Origin of the sequence: Pseudomonas sp. SJZ074 (genome assembly GCF_007828215.1) — a bacterium.
Lineage (GTDB): Bacteria > Pseudomonadota > Gammaproteobacteria > Pseudomonadales > Pseudomonadaceae > Aquipseudomonas.
The window spans coordinates 165,229-179,700 of record NZ_VIUE01000001.1 but is presented as its reverse complement, the minus strand read 5'-3'; the positions used below and the strand labels follow the sequence as shown (position 1 = coordinate 179,700).

The following is a 14,472-nucleotide window of genomic DNA, read 5'->3' as shown; positions in this document are numbered from 1 at the left end:
GAAAAGGAACACCAGGCCAGCGTAGCCGCTGCTCAGTCGCTGGGCAATCCGAGGTTGTCCAAGTGAGCGATCAGGCGCTGGCGCAGCTGTTCCAGATGCGGTATCGCCAGCTCGTGCCGCCGGGCGGCCTTGCAGGCGTGGCCGAGCAGATAGCTGATTTCAGTGCGGCGCCGGTTGGCGACATCCTGGTGCATCGAGGAGTAATTGGCCGCCGTGGCCTGGATCACCCGTTCGACTTCCGGCTGCAAGTCCTCGGCCGCCGCGGGCTGGCCGCAGCGTTCGAGCAGATCAGTCAGTTCCGCGCACAGGGTTGCCACTTCGCAGCGATGTTCCTGCAAGCCACCATTCTTGCAGTGATACAGCACAGTCAGCGGGTTGATCGCACAGTTGAGGGCCAGTTTTCGCCAGAGCCGGGTGAGGATGTCCGCGCTCCATGCGTGGGGGATTCCGGCGGCGCTCAGGTCGTCCAACCAGAACGGCGCCACGGGGTGGGCGGGGTCACCAAGCCACGTGTAGCCGTGACCGGCGAACACCACGCGCCAGTCGCCGTCGCGGAACGCGCCTTCGGTGCTGGAGGCACTGATACAACGGGCCTGGGGGACGCGGTTCGCCACCGCGTCCTGGCTGCCGAGGCCATTCTGCAACAGGATCAGTTCCGACTCGGCGTCCAGGCGATGGGCCACCGAGGCCACGGCCGCCTCTGCGTCATAGGCTTTACAGGCCAATAGCAGGCGTTTGATGGGCTCGGGGCTGTCCGCCGTTTCCCCAGGCACCGGGTAGCGCTGCGTTTGGCCCTGTTCCACCAGTGTCAGGCCACCGCTTGCCCGATACGCCTGCATCCGGGCTTCATTGCGCAACACCAGGCGCACCGGCAGGCCGGCCCGCGCCAGGCGCGTGGCCCACAACGTGCCAAGACTGCCGGCCCCCAGGACATGCCAGGTCGTGGACATCAGTTTTTTACTCGGTTTGGCGCAGGCATCTGAGGGGCTCGCGGTATCGGCAAGAAAAGACCCGTTATAATGAGCCCGATTTTAACCACAAGCCAAGCGCGCGCCTTTGTTACTGGCGCGCCTTTTTATTTGGAGAACACTACATGCCGTCATTCGACGTGGTATCCGAACTGGACAAACACGAAGTCACCAACGCCGTTGAAAACGCCGTCAAGGAACTCGACCGTCGTTATGACCTCAAGGGCAAAGGCAGCTTCGAATTCAAGGAAAAGGACCTGACCGTCAACCTGACCGCCGAAGCCGAATTCCAGCTCGAGGCGATGATCGAGATCCTCAAGATGGCGCTGGTCAAGCGCAAGATCGACGTGCAATGCCTTGAAATCAAGGATGCCTATGCCTCGGGCAAGGTGATGAAACAGGAAGCCGTGCTCAAGGAAGGCATCGACAAGGAGCTGGCAAAGAAGATTGTCGCTCACATCAAGGATGCCAAGCTCAAGGTCCAGGCCGCCATCCAGGGTGAGCAGGTGCGGGTTACCGGCAAGAAGCGCGACGACTTGCAGGAGGCCATCGCAGCGCTGCGCGCCAAAGAATTCGGTATGCCGCTACAGTTCAATAACTTCCGCGACTGACAGGACGCCAGGCTGTTCAGGAATAGGGTGGTGGGGGAGCAGCCTTCCCCGCCACATTCGTGCTTACGGTAATAAAGGAGAGTCGAATGGACTTGAATGCAGAAGTGGATCACCTGATCGAGACCTCCCAGGCCGCGATACCAATGGTCATGGAGTACGGCAGCCGTGTGTTGCTGGCTGTCATCACCCTGGCCATCGGCTGGTGGTTGATCAACAAGGTCACGCAAAAACTGGGTGCGCTGCTGGCCCTGCGTAACGCTGACCTGGCATTGCAAGGGTTTATCAGTACCCTGGCCAATATCATCCTGAAGATATTGTTGGCGATCAGCGTCGCGTCGATGATCGGCGTGGAAACCACCTCGTTCGTTGCTGCCATCGGTGCGGCGAGCCTGGCAATTGGCCTGGCGTTGCAGGGCAGCCTGGCAAACTTCGCCGGCGGCGTGCTGATCCTGCTGTTTCGCCCGTTCCGCATTGGCGACTGGATCGAAGCCCAAGGCATCGCTGGCACGGTCGACAGCATCCAGATTTTCCATACCGTGTTGCGCACCGGTGACAACAAGACGGTGATCGTGCCCAACGGCAACCTGTCGAACGGCATTATCACCAACACCAATCGTCAGCCGACCCGCAAAGTGGTGTTCGATGTGGGGGTGGATTACCAGGCTGACCTGCAAAAAGCGCGCGAGGTCTTGTTGAATCTGGCCAAGGATGAGCGCGTATTGGCCGATCCGGCACCTGAAGCGGTGATTTCCACCCTGGGCGACAGTTCGATCACGGTGTCGTTGCGGGTGTGGGTCAAGACTGCGGATTACTGGAGTGTCATGTTCATGTTCAATGAACAGGCGCGGGATCGCTTGAAGGATGCGGGGATTGATATTCCGTTTCCGCAGCGGGTGATTCGTGTGGTGCAGGAAGAGGCGGCGAGATAACAACATAGATGTAACCTGTCGATTGGGTCAGGTTATATTTGGCTAGCTTGCTATTTATGAAGTTGCGTTAGGTTGTTTCATTGGGTGCAAAAAAACCGCTCACCTGGATCAGGTGAGCGGTTTTTTGTTTATTGCAGTGTGGCTATTCTACTCAGCACTGAATTACAAGATGCTCAGTGGATATTCGACGATGAAGCGGAAGTCATTGACGTTACCGCCATCGTAGGCATTGTTCGAACGAGCGATTGCGCTACGAATGCGGAAAGACAGGTCTTTCGCTGGGCCGCTTTGCAGAACATACTTGGTCTCGAAGTCGAACTCATGTTCTTTACCTTCAACACCGGAAGCGGTGGTGATGTTATCGCCTTTGACGTAGCGAGTCATGAAGCTCAGGCCAGGAACGCCGTAGGTCTTCATGTTCAGGTCGTAGCGAGCTTGCCAGGAGCGCTCATCTTCGCCGTTGAAGTCGGAGTATTGGATGGAGTTGGCGAGGAAGATAGTACCGCCGCCGTCTACGCCGTACTTATATCCGCTATCACCCGAGGAGCGTTGGTGGGCCAAGGTGAACTTGTGAGCGCCGACGCTATAGGCTGCCGCGAGGGACCAGATGCGGTTGTCAACGTCACCGTCCAACTCCTGACCCTGGCTTTTGCTATCGTAGCCATTGAAGTCGAAGTTCAGGGACTGATCTTCGCTGAGCGGCATGGTGTAGTTCAGGTTGACATATTTTTTCTTGTAGTAGTCTTCGATGTCGGAGGCCGCTACACCAGCTACAAAGTTGTCAGTGAACTGGTAGGTTGCGCCGGCAATGTCAGCCGATTTCAAGCCCAGGCTGTCGCGACCCATATGGTTCTGCGCACGCATGGAAGTGAAGCGACCAGCGCTCAGCTCCAGGCCTTTGATTTCCTTGCTGGTGATCAGAGTACCGGTGGCGACTTCTGGCAGCAGACGGCTGTCATCTGTAGAGAAGACCGGGCTGGCAACGTATTGGTTACCGTACTTCAGAACGGTGTCGGAGAAACGGAATTTGACCGCGCCGCCAACGTTGGATTGGGTGTCTTCCGGATGGCCTTCGCTATCCTTGCCAAACATGCCGTTACCGGTACGACCGGCGCCGCTGTCCAGTTTGACCATGCCATTGGCCAGCGCGTCCAGACCAAAGCCAATGGTGCCTTGGGTGAAGCCCGACTCGTAAACGGTTTGGACGCCCAAGCCAGTTTCTTCACGGTAGCCTGTACGGCGATCCGGATGGTTAGGTGTGCCTTGTGTGTTGGATTCACCGTGCTTGAAATCACGGTTCATGTACAGCATACGGCTTTTGACGGTCAAGCTCTGATCTTCAAAAAAGCCCTTGGACTCGTCCTGGGAAGACGCCACTGCGAACTGCGAAACACCGGCCGAAACAGCCAGTGCGATCATGCTCCACTTCATCACGCGCATCGTGATTTGCTCCTTTGGTTTTTAGAAGAGTACTGCCGTCCCACCTGTTTTTTTATCTGGGCGGCTCTTTCTTTTTGTGTCGGCGCAAATTTATATCACGACGACATCATTGGCGATACTTGCCCATCCAACCTTCCAGCTTCTTCACGACCATGTCGCCAATGGCTCGATCCATGTCGTAATGGGGCTGTTCCGACGCAATCGGGTTTCGCAATTTGAATATTGCTTTTCTTTCTTCGGCGTCGGTGTAAAGAGTCCTTTGTTACTGCACTTGAAGCTCCTGAGGGCAACCTTGCCACTTTATTTATAGGCCAACAGGTTTTCGTTCCGACGATTGCCTGAGGGCGATGTCCGGGATGAATGCAACAAGTATGCACAAACCCGAAATTTGTTCACAGTTTTTTCACACTCTTCCGTTTGACGCGGTGAAACCTCATGAAACCGGGGGGCAAAGGCCTTGTTTTAAATAGGGTTGACTGCTGTGCCGCTATCGTGTTTGAAAACTGAAAATGGCCCTCGACAACCAAAAACGTTACCGGTTCACCCTGCCAGTGAGTAAATCCCGGATGCTTCGTGCACTGAGCGTAGACGCTTTGTGCAGTTTTGGTGCAAAAAACTTCATGAGTCGCGCATGGCTCTGTGTTTCTCCCCATCAGGATGCTGACGTTTCCGTACTCCCGGGAGATTGCTGCGCTGAAATGGTGCGCGCTGTTACCGCGTGGAGAAGGTCGGACCCGAAAACAGGCATTTCAGTCAAGGCCGGAGGGGCGCAGTGAACGTTCAGTCATTCGCGGGTATGCTGCGAGTATCCAATGCAGGCCCAAACCGGGCCGCCCCGATAACGAGCAAGGAGTACGCGCGGTGTTTGTTTTAGATCCACAACTGCAGCAGGACACATTGCCCATTGGCGATTTCCCACTGTGCCGGTTGCTGCTGTCCAATGATTCGAATTACCCGTGGTTCATTCTGGTGCCAAGGCGGGAAGATATCAGCGAGTTGTTTCAGCTCGATGACGTTGATCAACGCCAGCTGTGGAAAGAGACCACCGCGCTGGCGGAAACCCTCAAGGACTCTTTCGACGCTGACAAGTTGAACATTGCGGCGTTGGGTAACGTCGTCAGCCAGTTGCACATGCATGTCATCGTGCGCAGGCGTGAGGATGTGGCCTGGCCGTCGCCGGTCTGGGGCAAGCACCCGGCCCGGCCTTATAATGCGGAGCAGGTGGCGGCCATTCGCGAGCGGTTGCGGATGGCCCTGACCGATGATTTCAAGTTTGTGGAGGGTTGAACCGTGGATCTTGAGGCGCGTGTTACCGATCTGGAAACTCGCCTGGCATTTCAGGATGACACCATCCAGGCGTTGAATGATGTGTTGGTGGAGCAGCAGCGGGTCGTCGAGCGTTTGCAATTACAGATGGCGGCGTTGCTCAAGCGGCAGGAGGAAATGGCTGGGCAGTTCGAATCCGTCGAGGAAGAGGCGCCGCCCCCGCATTACTGATCGTCCGAGCGACGAGGCATAAAAAAACCGCGATGCAGCCTGGCTGCTCGCGGTTTTTTCATGCCTGGAATCAGCGGCGCGGCAGTGCGGCGATGACGTCTTCGGCTTGCAGGCCTTTGTCGCGGTGCATCACGGAGAACTCCACGCGCTGGCCTTCGACCAGGACGCGATGGCCTTCGCCGCGGATGGCCCGGAAATGCACGAAAATGTCATCGCCGGAGTCACGGGAGATGAAGCCGAAGCCCTTGGAGGTGTTGAACCACTTCACGGTGCCGGTATCACGATTGGACATGTCGTAGTTCTGCGGCGCGGCGGTCGGCGACGACTTCTTGTAGAAGCTGGCGGCCAGGTGCAGTGCCACGGCAAGCAACGCCGCAGTGAGGCTGAACAGGACGGCCGGTTGACCGCTGATTTCCGGCATCGGAGCCAGCAGGCTCAGGGTTTGCAAGGCAACGGCCAGCACCAGCAGTACGCTGACCAGGTTTTGCAATTGATGACGAGGACCTTTGTGCCAGTAAGGAATGACAGGTGCGAGGATCAGGTTGAGCAGGCCGAAGAAGGCCAGGTAAAGCGCATCGGGATGTTGCAGGTAAGGTGTGGCTTCGGAACCCAGGCTAGGGATGAAGGACAGCAGCAGGGCAGCTGCGCCCATTAGCAAGTGGACGATTTTCAACATTTTGATTGACTCACGGTTAAGACGGATCACAAGGAAGAGCTGGTCGGGTGCGGTTCGCTTCAGAACAATGAGAGGCGCTGGACACGTACCCGATTCAGCCTATGCGCCACACCCAGGAAAATAGGCGTAGCGACACACTGCCTATTTAACAGCAAAGCCTTGGCCTTCTCAAACTCGTAACAGGTGCGCACGGCGCTGTTCGTCGGCCGGAAAGCTGCACGCATGTGGGAGGGGTATTTATCCTGCTGATAGCGCATAGCCTGGAACTGTCCGATGTCTTGGCTTGTCGGTTCAGGAGGTTAGGCGATTTGTCGCAGGCCACTGGCGAAAACACCCGCTACGCTGTGGAATTCATCACCGTCAGGAGATCAACCAACATGGCAATTGATATCGGTATCAGTGAAGAAGATCGCAAGTCCATCGTCGATGGGCTTTCACGCTTGTTGTCGGACACCTACGTGTTGTATCTCAAGACCCACAATTTCCACTGGAACGTCACGGGGCCGATGTTTCGGACCCTGCATCTGATGTTCGAGGAGCAATACAACGAGCTGGCGTTGGCGGTGGATCTGATTGCCGAGCGCATTCGTGCGCTCGGCTTTCCCGCGCCGGGAGCTTATTCGGTGTATGCGCGCTTGTCTTCCATCAAGGAAGAGGAGGGCGTGCCCTGTGCCGAAGACATGATCCGGCAACTGGTCGATGGCCAGGAGGCGGTGACGCGCACGGCCCGCGGTATCTTCCCCTTGCTGGACAAGGTCAGCGACGAGCCGACCGCCGATCTGCTGACCCAACGCATGCAGGTTCATGAAAAGACTGCGTGGATGTTGCGCTCTCTGTTGGACGAGCGGTAAGCCTCTGGCGGGCGATGGTGGGTGGCATGGCATCATCGCCCGCGTGTGCAACTATTGGTTTCCTGGTATCGGGTTTTCCGATCAGTCGTGTGTCTGCTGTCGAGGTCACCCATCGTGTGTAGGACGATGTAATTCATCGTCTATTTGCTGTTGGCTTGTCCTACGTTGCCGGTCAAAAAGTCATCTGGATCTGGCGACGCCGTTGAGCTTCCATAGGGCACCAGATTGGTTGTCCTGACTGAGAGGTTCGTATGGCAAAGGAGTGTCGACGGTATGATTCAAGGAAAAGAGTCAAGGGAGGGTGCGCAGTCCATCGAGATCGACCCGTTTGTCAGTGGGTTCGATATGCAGCTGGCCCGCCCCTTGTCCAGATCCATCCGTTTGAATGGGTTCGCCACCTGTCTTCGGCTGGAGCGGGTCTATTGGGAGATTCTCGGCGACATGGCCCAGCTCAACAACTGTTCCATCAATGCCCTGTTGTCTCATGTCGACCGGGAGGTGCACCTGCGCCACGGCGGAGTTCGCAATTTCAGCGGCCTGGTGCGGGTTGTCTGCGTGGTGCACAGCTTGAAGGAGGCCGGCTTGGAAGTCGTGGAGCGTCACTGGCGTGGGGCCCCGCAGTGACTCGACCGGGCTGGTAGGTGCCCTGGGCAGCCCTGGGGGCTTCGAGATTCATTTTCCCATCCCATGGAAACGAATGGAGAACGCCCCTACGGCTGCACAGGCTGCATTTAATGGATATAATCCCGCTCTTTGCCGCAAAGCCCAGCTTTTGCGCGATTAACCTGATCGCCGAGACAACCCATGCCGATGTACGACTATCAATGTGCTTCCTGTGGTCATCAGATGGAAGCCATCCAAAAGATCAGCGAAGCACCGCTGGTCGACTGCCCTGCCTGCCAGGCGCCGGAACTGAAAAAAATGCTGTCCATGCCGGGTTTCCGTCTCGGCGGTACGGGCTGGTATGAAACCGACTTCAAGACCGGTGCGAAGAAGAACCTCGCCGGTGGCGACAAAGCTGACTGAGATGAATACGCGCGGGTTCTTGCATGGGCAGGGCCTCCAACCGAATGTCGAATTACGAGAAGTGAAACCACTACCATGATGCGCAGCCATTATTGCGGCCAACTGAACGAAAGCCTGGAAGGTCAGGAAGTTACTCTTTGCGGATGGGTCCATCGTCGCCGTGACCATGGCGGGGTGATTTTCCTCGATATCCGTGATCGTGAAGGCCTGGCCCAGGTGGTGTTCGATCCGGACCGTGCTGAAACCTTCGCCACCGCCGACCGCGTGCGCAGCGAATACGTAGTCAAGATCACCGGCAAGGTGCGCCTGCGTCCGGCCGGTGCCGGCAATGCCAACATGGCGTCCGGCATGATCGAAGTGCTGGGTCATGAGCTGGAAGTGCTCAACGAAGCGGAGACCCCGCCGTTCCCGCTCAACGAATTTTCCGACGTGGGCGAAGAAACCCGCCTGCGCTATCGCTTCATCGACCTGCGTCGTCCGGAAATGGCCGAGAAGCTGCGCCTGCGTTCGCGCATGACCACCAGCATCCGTCGCTACCTGGACGAGAACGGCTTCCTCGACGTCGAGACGCCGATCCTGACCCGTGCCACGCCGGAAGGCGCCCGTGACTACCTGGTGCCGAGCCGCACCCACCCCGGCAGCTTCTTCGCCCTGCCGCAATCGCCGCAGTTGTTCAAGCAACTGCTGATGGTGGCCGGCTTCGACCGTTACTACCAGATCGCCAAGTGCTTCCGCGACGAAGACCTGCGTGCCGACCGTCAGCCTGAGTTTACCCAGATCGACATCGAGACCAGCTTCCTCGACGAAAAAGACATCATGGGCCTGACCGAAGGCATGATCCGCAACCTGTTCAAGGAAGTGCTGGGCCTGGAATTCGGTGACTTCCCACACATGACCTGGGACGAGGCCATGCGTCGTTATGGTTCCGACAAGCCGGACCTGCGTATCCCGCTGGAGCTGGTGGACGTGGCCGACCAGCTCAAGGACGTCGAATTCAAGGTCTTCAGCGGTCCGGCCAATGATCCGAAATGCCGTGTTGCCGCCTTGCGCGTGCCGGGTGCGGCGAGCATGCCGCGCAGCAAGATCGACGACTACACCAAGTTCGTCGGCATCTACGGTGCCAAGGGCCTGGCGTACATCAAGGTCAACGAGCGCGCCAAAGGCGTCGAAGGCCTGCAATCGCCGATCGTCAAGAATATCCCTGAAGCCAACCTGAACGTGATCCTCGATCGCGTCGGCGCGGTCGACGGCGATATCGTGTTCTTCGGCGCAGACAAGGCCAAGATCGTCAGCGAAGCTCTGGGGGCGTTGCGGATCAAGGTCGGCCACGATCTGGAACTGCTGACCTGCGAGTGGGCGCCGTTGTGGGTCGTGGACTTCCCGATGTTCGAAGAAAACGACGATGGCAGCTTCACTGCCCTGCATCACCCGTTCACTGCGCCGAAATGCACGCCGCAAGAGCTGGAGGCCAATCCGGCTACCGCTCTGTCCCGTGCCTACGACATGGTCTTGAACGGCACCGAGCTGGGTGGCGGTTCGATCCGTATCCACCGCAAGGACATGCAGCAGGCGGTGTTCCGCCTGTTGGGCATCGACGAAGCGGAGCAGGAAGAGAAATTCGGCTTCCTGCTCGACGCCCTGAAGTTCGGTGCACCGCCCCATGGTGGCCTGGCCTTCGGCCTGGATCGCCTGGTAATGCTGATGACCGGCGCCCAGTCGATCCGTGAAGTGATCGCATTCCCGAAAACCCAGAGCGCGGCCGATGTCATGACCCAGGCCCCGGGTGCGGTGGATGCCAAGGCGCTGCGCGAGCTGCACATCCGCCTGCGTGAACAGCCTAAGGCTGAGTAAGGCCGACACCTGAAGGCGCATCTTCGGATGCGCCTTTTCGTTGGTGTCGATATTTCTGCTTGCCTGCCACCGCGCGAGCGCGGGGCGGGCAACGTTTCAAGAAGAACCGGAGCGAGTTATGGCAGGTCATTCCAAGTGGGCGAACATCAAGCACCGCAAAGAACGTCAGGATGCCAAGAGGGGCAAGATCTTTACCAAGTGGATCCGTGAACTGACGGTCGCGGCCCGCCAGGGTGGCGGCGATCCGGGTTCTAACCCGCGTCTGCGCCTGGCCCTGGACAAGGCACTCGGTGCCAACATGAGCCGCGATATCATTGACCGGGCGATTGCCCGTGGCGCTGGCGCGACCGAGGCCGACAACGTTGAAGAACTGACCTACGAAGGGTATGGCCCGGGCGGCGTGGCGGTGATGGTCGAATGCATGACCGACAACCGCAACCGTACCGCGGCGGCCGTGCGTCACGCCTTCAGCAAGTGCGGTGGCAACCTCGGTACCGACGGTTCGGTGGCTTATCTGTTCGAGCGCAAGGGGCAGATCAGCTTCGCGCCGGGTCTCGATGAAGATGCCCTGACGGAAGCGGCCCTGGAGGCCGATGCCGATGACGTAGTCAGCCATGAAGACGGCTCGTTCGACGTCTTCACGTCGTTCGCCAGCTTCTATGCCGTGCGCAACGCCCTGGAAGCGGCCGGGTTCAAGCCGGCCGACGCGGAAATCGTCATGCAGCCGACCACCAGCGCCGAACTGGACCTCGAGGGTGCCGAGAAGGTGCTCAAGCTGATCGACATGCTCGAAGACCTGGATGACGTGCAGAACGTTTATTCCAATGCCGATATCCCAGAATCCGTGGCGCAACAGCTTGGCTGATATTGTTGTGTGCAATAACTTTTTTTCTGATGCCTGATGACTAGGGTGGGAGCGGGCTTGCTCGCGAAGGCGGTGTGTCAGGCAATACATGTGTGACTGACATTCCGCTTTCGCGAGCAAGCCCGCTCCCACAGGTCCAGGCAACTCCTTCTTCAACCTGCAGGCGCTATGACTTTAATCCTTGGCATCGACCCCGGTTCGCGCATTACCGGCTACGGCGTGGTTCGCGACACCGGACGCGGCTGTGTGTATGTGGCGTCCGGCTGCATCCGCACCGGGGCGGGCGAGTTGCATGAGCGTCTGCAGATCGTTTATCGCGGCGTGCGCGAAGTCATCCAGACCTACGGCCCGGTCACCATGGGGATCGAAAAGGTCTTCATGGCGCGCAACGCCGATTCCGCCTTGAAGCTGGGGCAGGCCCGGGGAGCGGCGATTGTTGCTGGCGCCGAGGAAAGTCTGGAGATCGCCGAGTACACCGCGACCCAGGTCAAGCAGGCGGTCGTCGGAACAGGGGCGGCGAACAAGGAGCAGGTGCAAATGATGGTGATGCACCTGTTGAAGCTGGTCAGCAAGCCGCAGATTGACGCCTCCGACGCCCTGGCCATCGCTATTTGTCATGCCCATACCCGCTCCAGCCTGTTGCCTCATGGTCTGGGAACCGCACGCAGTCGTGGCGGGCGCCTGCGTCTCTGATAGCATCAGCGCTCTCATTCATGAGCCCGAGCCTGTTGCGCCTGTGTCGTCGGCCTTCATGCCCGGGCCGTTATTCGCCAGCCAGCGGCTGGTCAACGCCCAAGGATCTGAAACGTGATTGGACGCTTGCGCGGCACCCTGGCTGAAAAACAGCCGCCGCACCTGATTCTGGATGTAAATGGCCTGGGCTATGAGCTGGAAGTGCCCATGACCACGCTGTATCGCTTGCCGTCGGTCGGTGAACCGCTGACGTTGCACACCCATTTGGTCGTGCGCGAGGATGCGCAGTTACTCTATGGTTTCGTCGGCAAGCGCGAGCGAGACTTTTTCCGTGAGTTGATCCGTCTCAATGGTGTAGGTCCGAAACTGGCCCTGGCCTTGATGTCGAGCCTGGAAGTCGACGAGCTGGTGCGTTGCGTGCAATCCCAGGACACCTCGGCGCTGACCAAGGTGCCAGGTGTCGGCAAGAAAACCGCCGAACGCCTGTTGGTGGAGCTCAAGGATCGCTTCAAGGCCTGGGAAGCGGTGCCGGCCATGTTTGCGCTGGTGCCGAACCAGCCTGATGCACCGGTGCCAGCGGCCAGTGCCGAGAACGACGCGGTCACTGCGCTGATCTCCCTGGGCTACAAGCCACAGGAAGCCAGCAAGGCGATTTCCGCCATCAAGGAAAAAGGCTTGAGTACTGAAGACATGATTCGTCGTGCCCTGAAGGGAATGATCTAAGTGATTGAAGCTGATCGTCTGATCGCCGCCACGGGTGCGCCCCGTGACCGCGAGGAAGTCCAGGACCGTGCGATTCGCCCTGTCAGCCTGGCCGACTACATTGGCCAACCGACCGTGCGTGAGCAGATGGAGTTGTTTATCCAGGCGGCCCGGGGGCGTAGCGAGTCGCTGGACCACACCTTGATCTTCGGCCCGCCGGGCCTGGGCAAGACCACCCTGGCCAATATCATTGCCCAGGAAATGGGTGTGTCGATCAAGAGCACGTCCGGTCCGGTCCTCGAGCGTCCGGGCGACCTGGCGGCGTTGTTGACCAATCTTGAGCCCCACGACGTGTTGTTCATCGACGAGATCCATCGGCTGTCGCCGATTGTCGAAGAAGTGCTGTATCCGGCCATGGAAGATTTCCAGCTCGACATCATGATCGGCGAGGGCCCAGCGGCGCGCTCCATCAAGCTGGACCTGCCGCCCTTCACCCTGGTGGGTGCCACCACCCGCGCCGGCATGCTCACCAACCCGCTGCGCGACCGTTTCGGCATCGTCCAGCGCCTGGAGTTCTACAACAACGCGGACCTGGCCACGATCGTCAGCCGCTCGGCGGGCATCCTCGGGTTGCCGCTGGACCCGGAGGGTGCCTATGAAGTGGCGCGTCGGGCCCGGGGTACGCCGCGGATCGCCAACCGGCTGTTGCGCCGGGTTCGGGATTTTGCCGAGGTCCGGGCCAAGGGCCACATCACCAAGTCGATTGCCGACCTGGCGTTGAACCTGCTGGACATTGACGAGCATGGTTTCGATCATCAGGATCGGCGCCTGCTGCTGACCATGATCGAGAAGTTCGACGGTGGTCCGGTGGGTGTGGACAGTCTGGCCGCGGCCATCAGCGAGGAGCGCCATACCATCGAGGATGTACTGGAGCCGTACCTGATCCAACAGGGCTACATCATGCGCACCCCACGCGGGCGAGTGGTGACGCGTCATGCTTACCTGCATTTTGGCTTAAACATCCCGACACGAATGGGCGAGATGCCGGTGGTAGACGAATTCCTTGATGCCGTGGACGATTGAACGACTTTTCATGTAGCGACTTTTTTCCGGATTGTGCTGTCCCAGACGACGTCCGGAGCGTCTATGTACTCGAGAATGAAAAAACAGTTGCCGCCGATTGGCAACCCGAGGAGTAAGCACTAGAGTATGCGCGCGCAAAACGGGCTGGAGTCGTTCGCACATCGCTGTCGCGTTTATTACGAGGACACCGATGCCGGCGGCATCGTTTACTACGTCAATTACCTCAAGTTTATGGAACGGGCTCGAACCGAACGGCTGCGGGAACTGGGTTTCGCCCAATCCGCGCTGGCAGGGGAGGACCTGTTATTCGTCGTGCATTCCAGCGAAGCGCGTTACCACGCGCCGGCGCGACTTGACGACGAGCTTCTGGTAAGTGCCGATGTCATCGAATTGAACCGTGTCAGCCTGCGCTTCAAGCAGCAGGTCAGGCGGGCTACGGATAATGCGCTGCTCTGTGAAGGGCAGTTTTTGGTGGCCTGTGTGCGCACCCATAGTTTGAAACCCCGGGCCATTCCCGAAGCTCTACGTGCGGCCTTTGCCGGCGTGAGCGGCGCGGGTACACACTCAGAGCAGGAGATAAAGCGTGGAAGCTAACGTCGTCGACCATACCTCCATGTGGAGCCTGGTCAGCAATGCCAGCGTCGTGGTGCAACTGGTAATGCTGACCCTGGTAGCCGCATCGGTGACCTCATGGATCATGATTTTTCAGCGCAGCAACCTGCTGCGCGCTGGTCGCCGTGCCCTGGAGAGCTTTGAAGAGCGCTTCTGGTCGGGTATCGACCTGTCCAAGCTGTACCGCCAGGCGGGCAGCAACCCGGATCCGGATTCGGGCGTGGAGCAGATCTTCCGTGCCGGTTTCAAGGAGTTCTCCCGTTTGCGCCAGCAGCCGGGCGTCGACCCTGAAGCGGTGATGGAAGGTGTGGCCCGTGCCATGCGCGTCGCCATTTCCCGGGAAGAAGAAAAGCTCGAGCAGAGCCTGCCGTTCCTGGCCACCGTCGGTTCGGTCAGCCCGTACATCGGCCTGTTCGGTACCGTGTGGGGGATCATGAACTCCTTCCGTGGCCTGGCCTCCGCCCAGCAGGCAACCCTGGCCACCGTGGCCCCGGGTATCGCCGAGGCGCTGGTCGCCACCGCCATTGGCCTGTTTGCGGCGATCCCGGCCGTTATCGCCTACAACCGCTTCGCTGCCCGCAGCGAAACGCTGATCGGCCGTTACTACACCTTCGCCGATGAATTCCAGGCGATCCTGCACCGCAAAGTGCACACCAGCGAAGAATAAG

General features: G+C 58.9%; 17 protein-coding genes. 14 read left to right on the top strand and 3 right to left on the bottom strand.

The genetic code is table 11. The features are described from left to right. Nucleotides 1–32: 32 nt before the first annotated feature. Nucleotides 33–950 carry a putative 2-dehydropantoate 2-reductase gene (locus tag FBX99_RS00925; RefSeq protein WP_144924606.1) on the bottom strand — a complete coding sequence of 306 codons (918 nt, stop codon included), beginning with the start codon at nucleotides 948–950 and terminating at the stop codon, nucleotides 33–35. Between the two features lie 143 nt (nucleotides 951–1,093). Here FBX99_RS00925 and FBX99_RS00920 point away from each other — a divergent pair, with 143 nt between their 5' ends. Both FBX99_RS00920 and FBX99_RS00915 read left to right on the top strand, forming a co-directional pair. Continuing rightward, nucleotides 1,094–1,579, top strand: a complete 486-nt coding sequence (locus FBX99_RS00920) for a YajQ family cyclic di-GMP-binding protein (RefSeq protein WP_144924609.1) — start codon at nucleotides 1,094–1,096, stop codon at nucleotides 1,577–1,579. A gap of 86 nt (nucleotides 1,580–1,665) precedes the next feature. Next, on the top strand, nucleotides 1,666–2,508 hold the full coding sequence (locus tag FBX99_RS00915; RefSeq protein WP_144924612.1) for a mechanosensitive ion channel family protein: 843 nt from the start codon (nucleotides 1,666–1,668) through the stop codon (nucleotides 2,506–2,508). Between the two features lie 162 nt (nucleotides 2,509–2,670). Here FBX99_RS00915 and FBX99_RS00910 read toward each other — a convergent pair whose 3' ends face one another. Continuing rightward, nucleotides 2,671–3,948, bottom strand: coding sequence for an OprD family porin (locus FBX99_RS00910; protein WP_145130395.1), 1,278 nt, complete (start codon nucleotides 3,946–3,948; stop codon nucleotides 2,671–2,673). Nucleotides 3,949–4,809: 861 nt separating this feature from the next. Between FBX99_RS00910 and FBX99_RS00905 the strand changes: the two genes are divergently transcribed. Beyond that, the gene (locus tag FBX99_RS00905) at nucleotides 4,810–5,235 is read left to right on the top strand and encodes an HIT domain-containing protein (RefSeq protein ID WP_144924618.1); all 426 of its coding nucleotides are present in this window, start codon (nucleotides 4,810–4,812) and stop codon (nucleotides 5,233–5,235) included. A 3-nt stretch (nucleotides 5,236–5,238) separates the two neighbouring features. Next, complete coding sequence (locus FBX99_RS00900; protein ID WP_041021693.1) at nucleotides 5,239–5,445, top strand: SlyX family protein; 207 nt, start codon at nucleotides 5,239–5,241, stop codon at nucleotides 5,443–5,445. A gap of 70 nt (nucleotides 5,446–5,515) precedes the next feature. Here the strand turns inward: FBX99_RS00900 and FBX99_RS29365 are convergent, their stop codons facing one another. Next, the gene (locus FBX99_RS29365) at nucleotides 5,516–6,121 is read right to left on the bottom strand and encodes a cold-shock protein (RefSeq protein ID WP_144924620.1); all 606 of its coding nucleotides are present in this window, start codon (nucleotides 6,119–6,121) and stop codon (nucleotides 5,516–5,518) included. Nucleotides 6,122–6,498: 377 nt separating this feature from the next. Between FBX99_RS29365 and FBX99_RS00890 the strand changes: the two genes are divergently transcribed. From FBX99_RS00890 to tolQ, 10 genes are all read left to right on the top strand, one after another. After that, entirely contained in the window at nucleotides 6,499–6,972 is a 474-nt protein-coding gene (locus FBX99_RS00890; protein WP_144924623.1) for a Dps family protein, read from the top strand. Nucleotides 6,973–7,245: 273 nt separating this feature from the next. Continuing rightward, nucleotides 7,246–7,596, top strand: a complete 351-nt coding sequence (locus tag FBX99_RS00885; RefSeq protein ID WP_144924626.1) for a ribbon-helix-helix domain-containing protein — start codon at nucleotides 7,246–7,248, stop codon at nucleotides 7,594–7,596. 180 nt (nucleotides 7,597–7,776) lie between these two features. After that, nucleotides 7,777–7,998, top strand: a complete 222-nt coding sequence (locus tag FBX99_RS00880; protein ID WP_024776474.1) for an FmdB family zinc ribbon protein — start codon at nucleotides 7,777–7,779, stop codon at nucleotides 7,996–7,998. 75 nt (nucleotides 7,999–8,073) lie between these two features. After that, nucleotides 8,074–9,849, top strand: a complete 1,776-nt coding sequence (gene aspS / locus FBX99_RS00875) for an aspartate--tRNA ligase (protein WP_024776475.1) — start codon at nucleotides 8,074–8,076, stop codon at nucleotides 9,847–9,849. Between the two features lie 118 nt (nucleotides 9,850–9,967). Beyond that, nucleotides 9,968–10,714, top strand: coding sequence for a YebC/PmpR family DNA-binding transcriptional regulator (locus FBX99_RS00870; RefSeq protein WP_144924629.1), 747 nt, complete (start codon nucleotides 9,968–9,970; stop codon nucleotides 10,712–10,714). A gap of 168 nt (nucleotides 10,715–10,882) precedes the next feature. After that, nucleotides 10,883–11,407 (top strand): crossover junction endodeoxyribonuclease RuvC, encoded by a 525-nt coding sequence (ruvC, locus tag FBX99_RS00865; protein ID WP_024776477.1) that lies wholly within the window; start codon nucleotides 10,883–10,885, stop codon nucleotides 11,405–11,407. A 114-nt stretch (nucleotides 11,408–11,521) separates the two neighbouring features. Continuing rightward, on the top strand, nucleotides 11,522–12,130 hold the full coding sequence (gene ruvA / locus FBX99_RS00860; protein ID WP_024779454.1) for a Holliday junction branch migration protein RuvA: 609 nt from the start codon (nucleotides 11,522–11,524) through the stop codon (nucleotides 12,128–12,130). Further along, the gene (gene ruvB, locus FBX99_RS00855) at nucleotides 12,131–13,192 is read left to right on the top strand and encodes a Holliday junction branch migration DNA helicase RuvB (protein WP_144924632.1); all 1,062 of its coding nucleotides are present in this window, start codon (nucleotides 12,131–12,133) and stop codon (nucleotides 13,190–13,192) included. A 126-nt stretch (nucleotides 13,193–13,318) separates the two neighbouring features. Beyond that, the gene (gene ybgC, locus FBX99_RS00850; protein ID WP_139645237.1) at nucleotides 13,319–13,786 is read left to right on the top strand and encodes a tol-pal system-associated acyl-CoA thioesterase; all 468 of its coding nucleotides are present in this window, start codon (nucleotides 13,319–13,321) and stop codon (nucleotides 13,784–13,786) included. Further along, nucleotides 13,776–14,471, top strand: a complete 696-nt coding sequence (gene tolQ, locus FBX99_RS00845; protein WP_042728759.1) for a protein TolQ — start codon at nucleotides 13,776–13,778, stop codon at nucleotides 14,469–14,471. Before ybgC ends, tolQ begins: the two co-directional genes overlap by 11 nt. Nucleotide 14,472 lies beyond the last annotated feature (1 nt).

What these genes read in the sequence shown, in the direction of transcription:
- FBX99_RS00925 (WP_144924606.1), bottom strand. Translation starts at nt 950, where the DNA reads ATGTCCACGACCTGGCATGTCCTGGGGGCCGGCAGTCTTGGCACGTTG.
- FBX99_RS00880 (WP_024776474.1), top strand. Translation starts at nt 7,777, where the DNA reads ATGCCGATGTACGACTATCAATGTGCTTCCTGTGGTCATCAGATGGAA.
- FBX99_RS00915 (WP_144924612.1), top strand. Translation starts at nt 1,666, where the DNA reads ATGGACTTGAATGCAGAAGTGGATCACCTGATCGAGACCTCCCAGGCC.
- FBX99_RS00890 (WP_144924623.1), top strand. Translation starts at nt 6,499, where the DNA reads ATGGCAATTGATATCGGTATCAGTGAAGAAGATCGCAAGTCCATCGTC.
- ybgC (WP_139645237.1), top strand. Translation starts at nt 13,319, where the DNA reads ATGCGCGCGCAAAACGGGCTGGAGTCGTTCGCACATCGCTGTCGCGTT.
- FBX99_RS00920 (WP_144924609.1), top strand. Translation starts at nt 1,094, where the DNA reads ATGCCGTCATTCGACGTGGTATCCGAACTGGACAAACACGAAGTCACC.
- aspS (WP_024776475.1), top strand. Translation starts at nt 8,074, where the DNA reads ATGATGCGCAGCCATTATTGCGGCCAACTGAACGAAAGCCTGGAAGGT.
- ruvC (WP_024776477.1), top strand. Translation starts at nt 10,883, where the DNA reads ATGACTTTAATCCTTGGCATCGACCCCGGTTCGCGCATTACCGGCTAC.
- FBX99_RS00910 (WP_145130395.1), bottom strand. Translation starts at nt 3,948, where the DNA reads ATGCGCGTGATGAAGTGGAGCATGATCGCACTGGCTGTTTCGGCCGGT.
- FBX99_RS00870 (WP_144924629.1), top strand. Translation starts at nt 9,968, where the DNA reads ATGGCAGGTCATTCCAAGTGGGCGAACATCAAGCACCGCAAAGAACGT.
- FBX99_RS29365 (WP_144924620.1), bottom strand. Translation starts at nt 6,121, where the DNA reads ATGTTGAAAATCGTCCACTTGCTAATGGGCGCAGCTGCCCTGCTGCTG.
- FBX99_RS00885 (WP_144924626.1), top strand. Translation starts at nt 7,246, where the DNA reads ATGATTCAAGGAAAAGAGTCAAGGGAGGGTGCGCAGTCCATCGAGATC.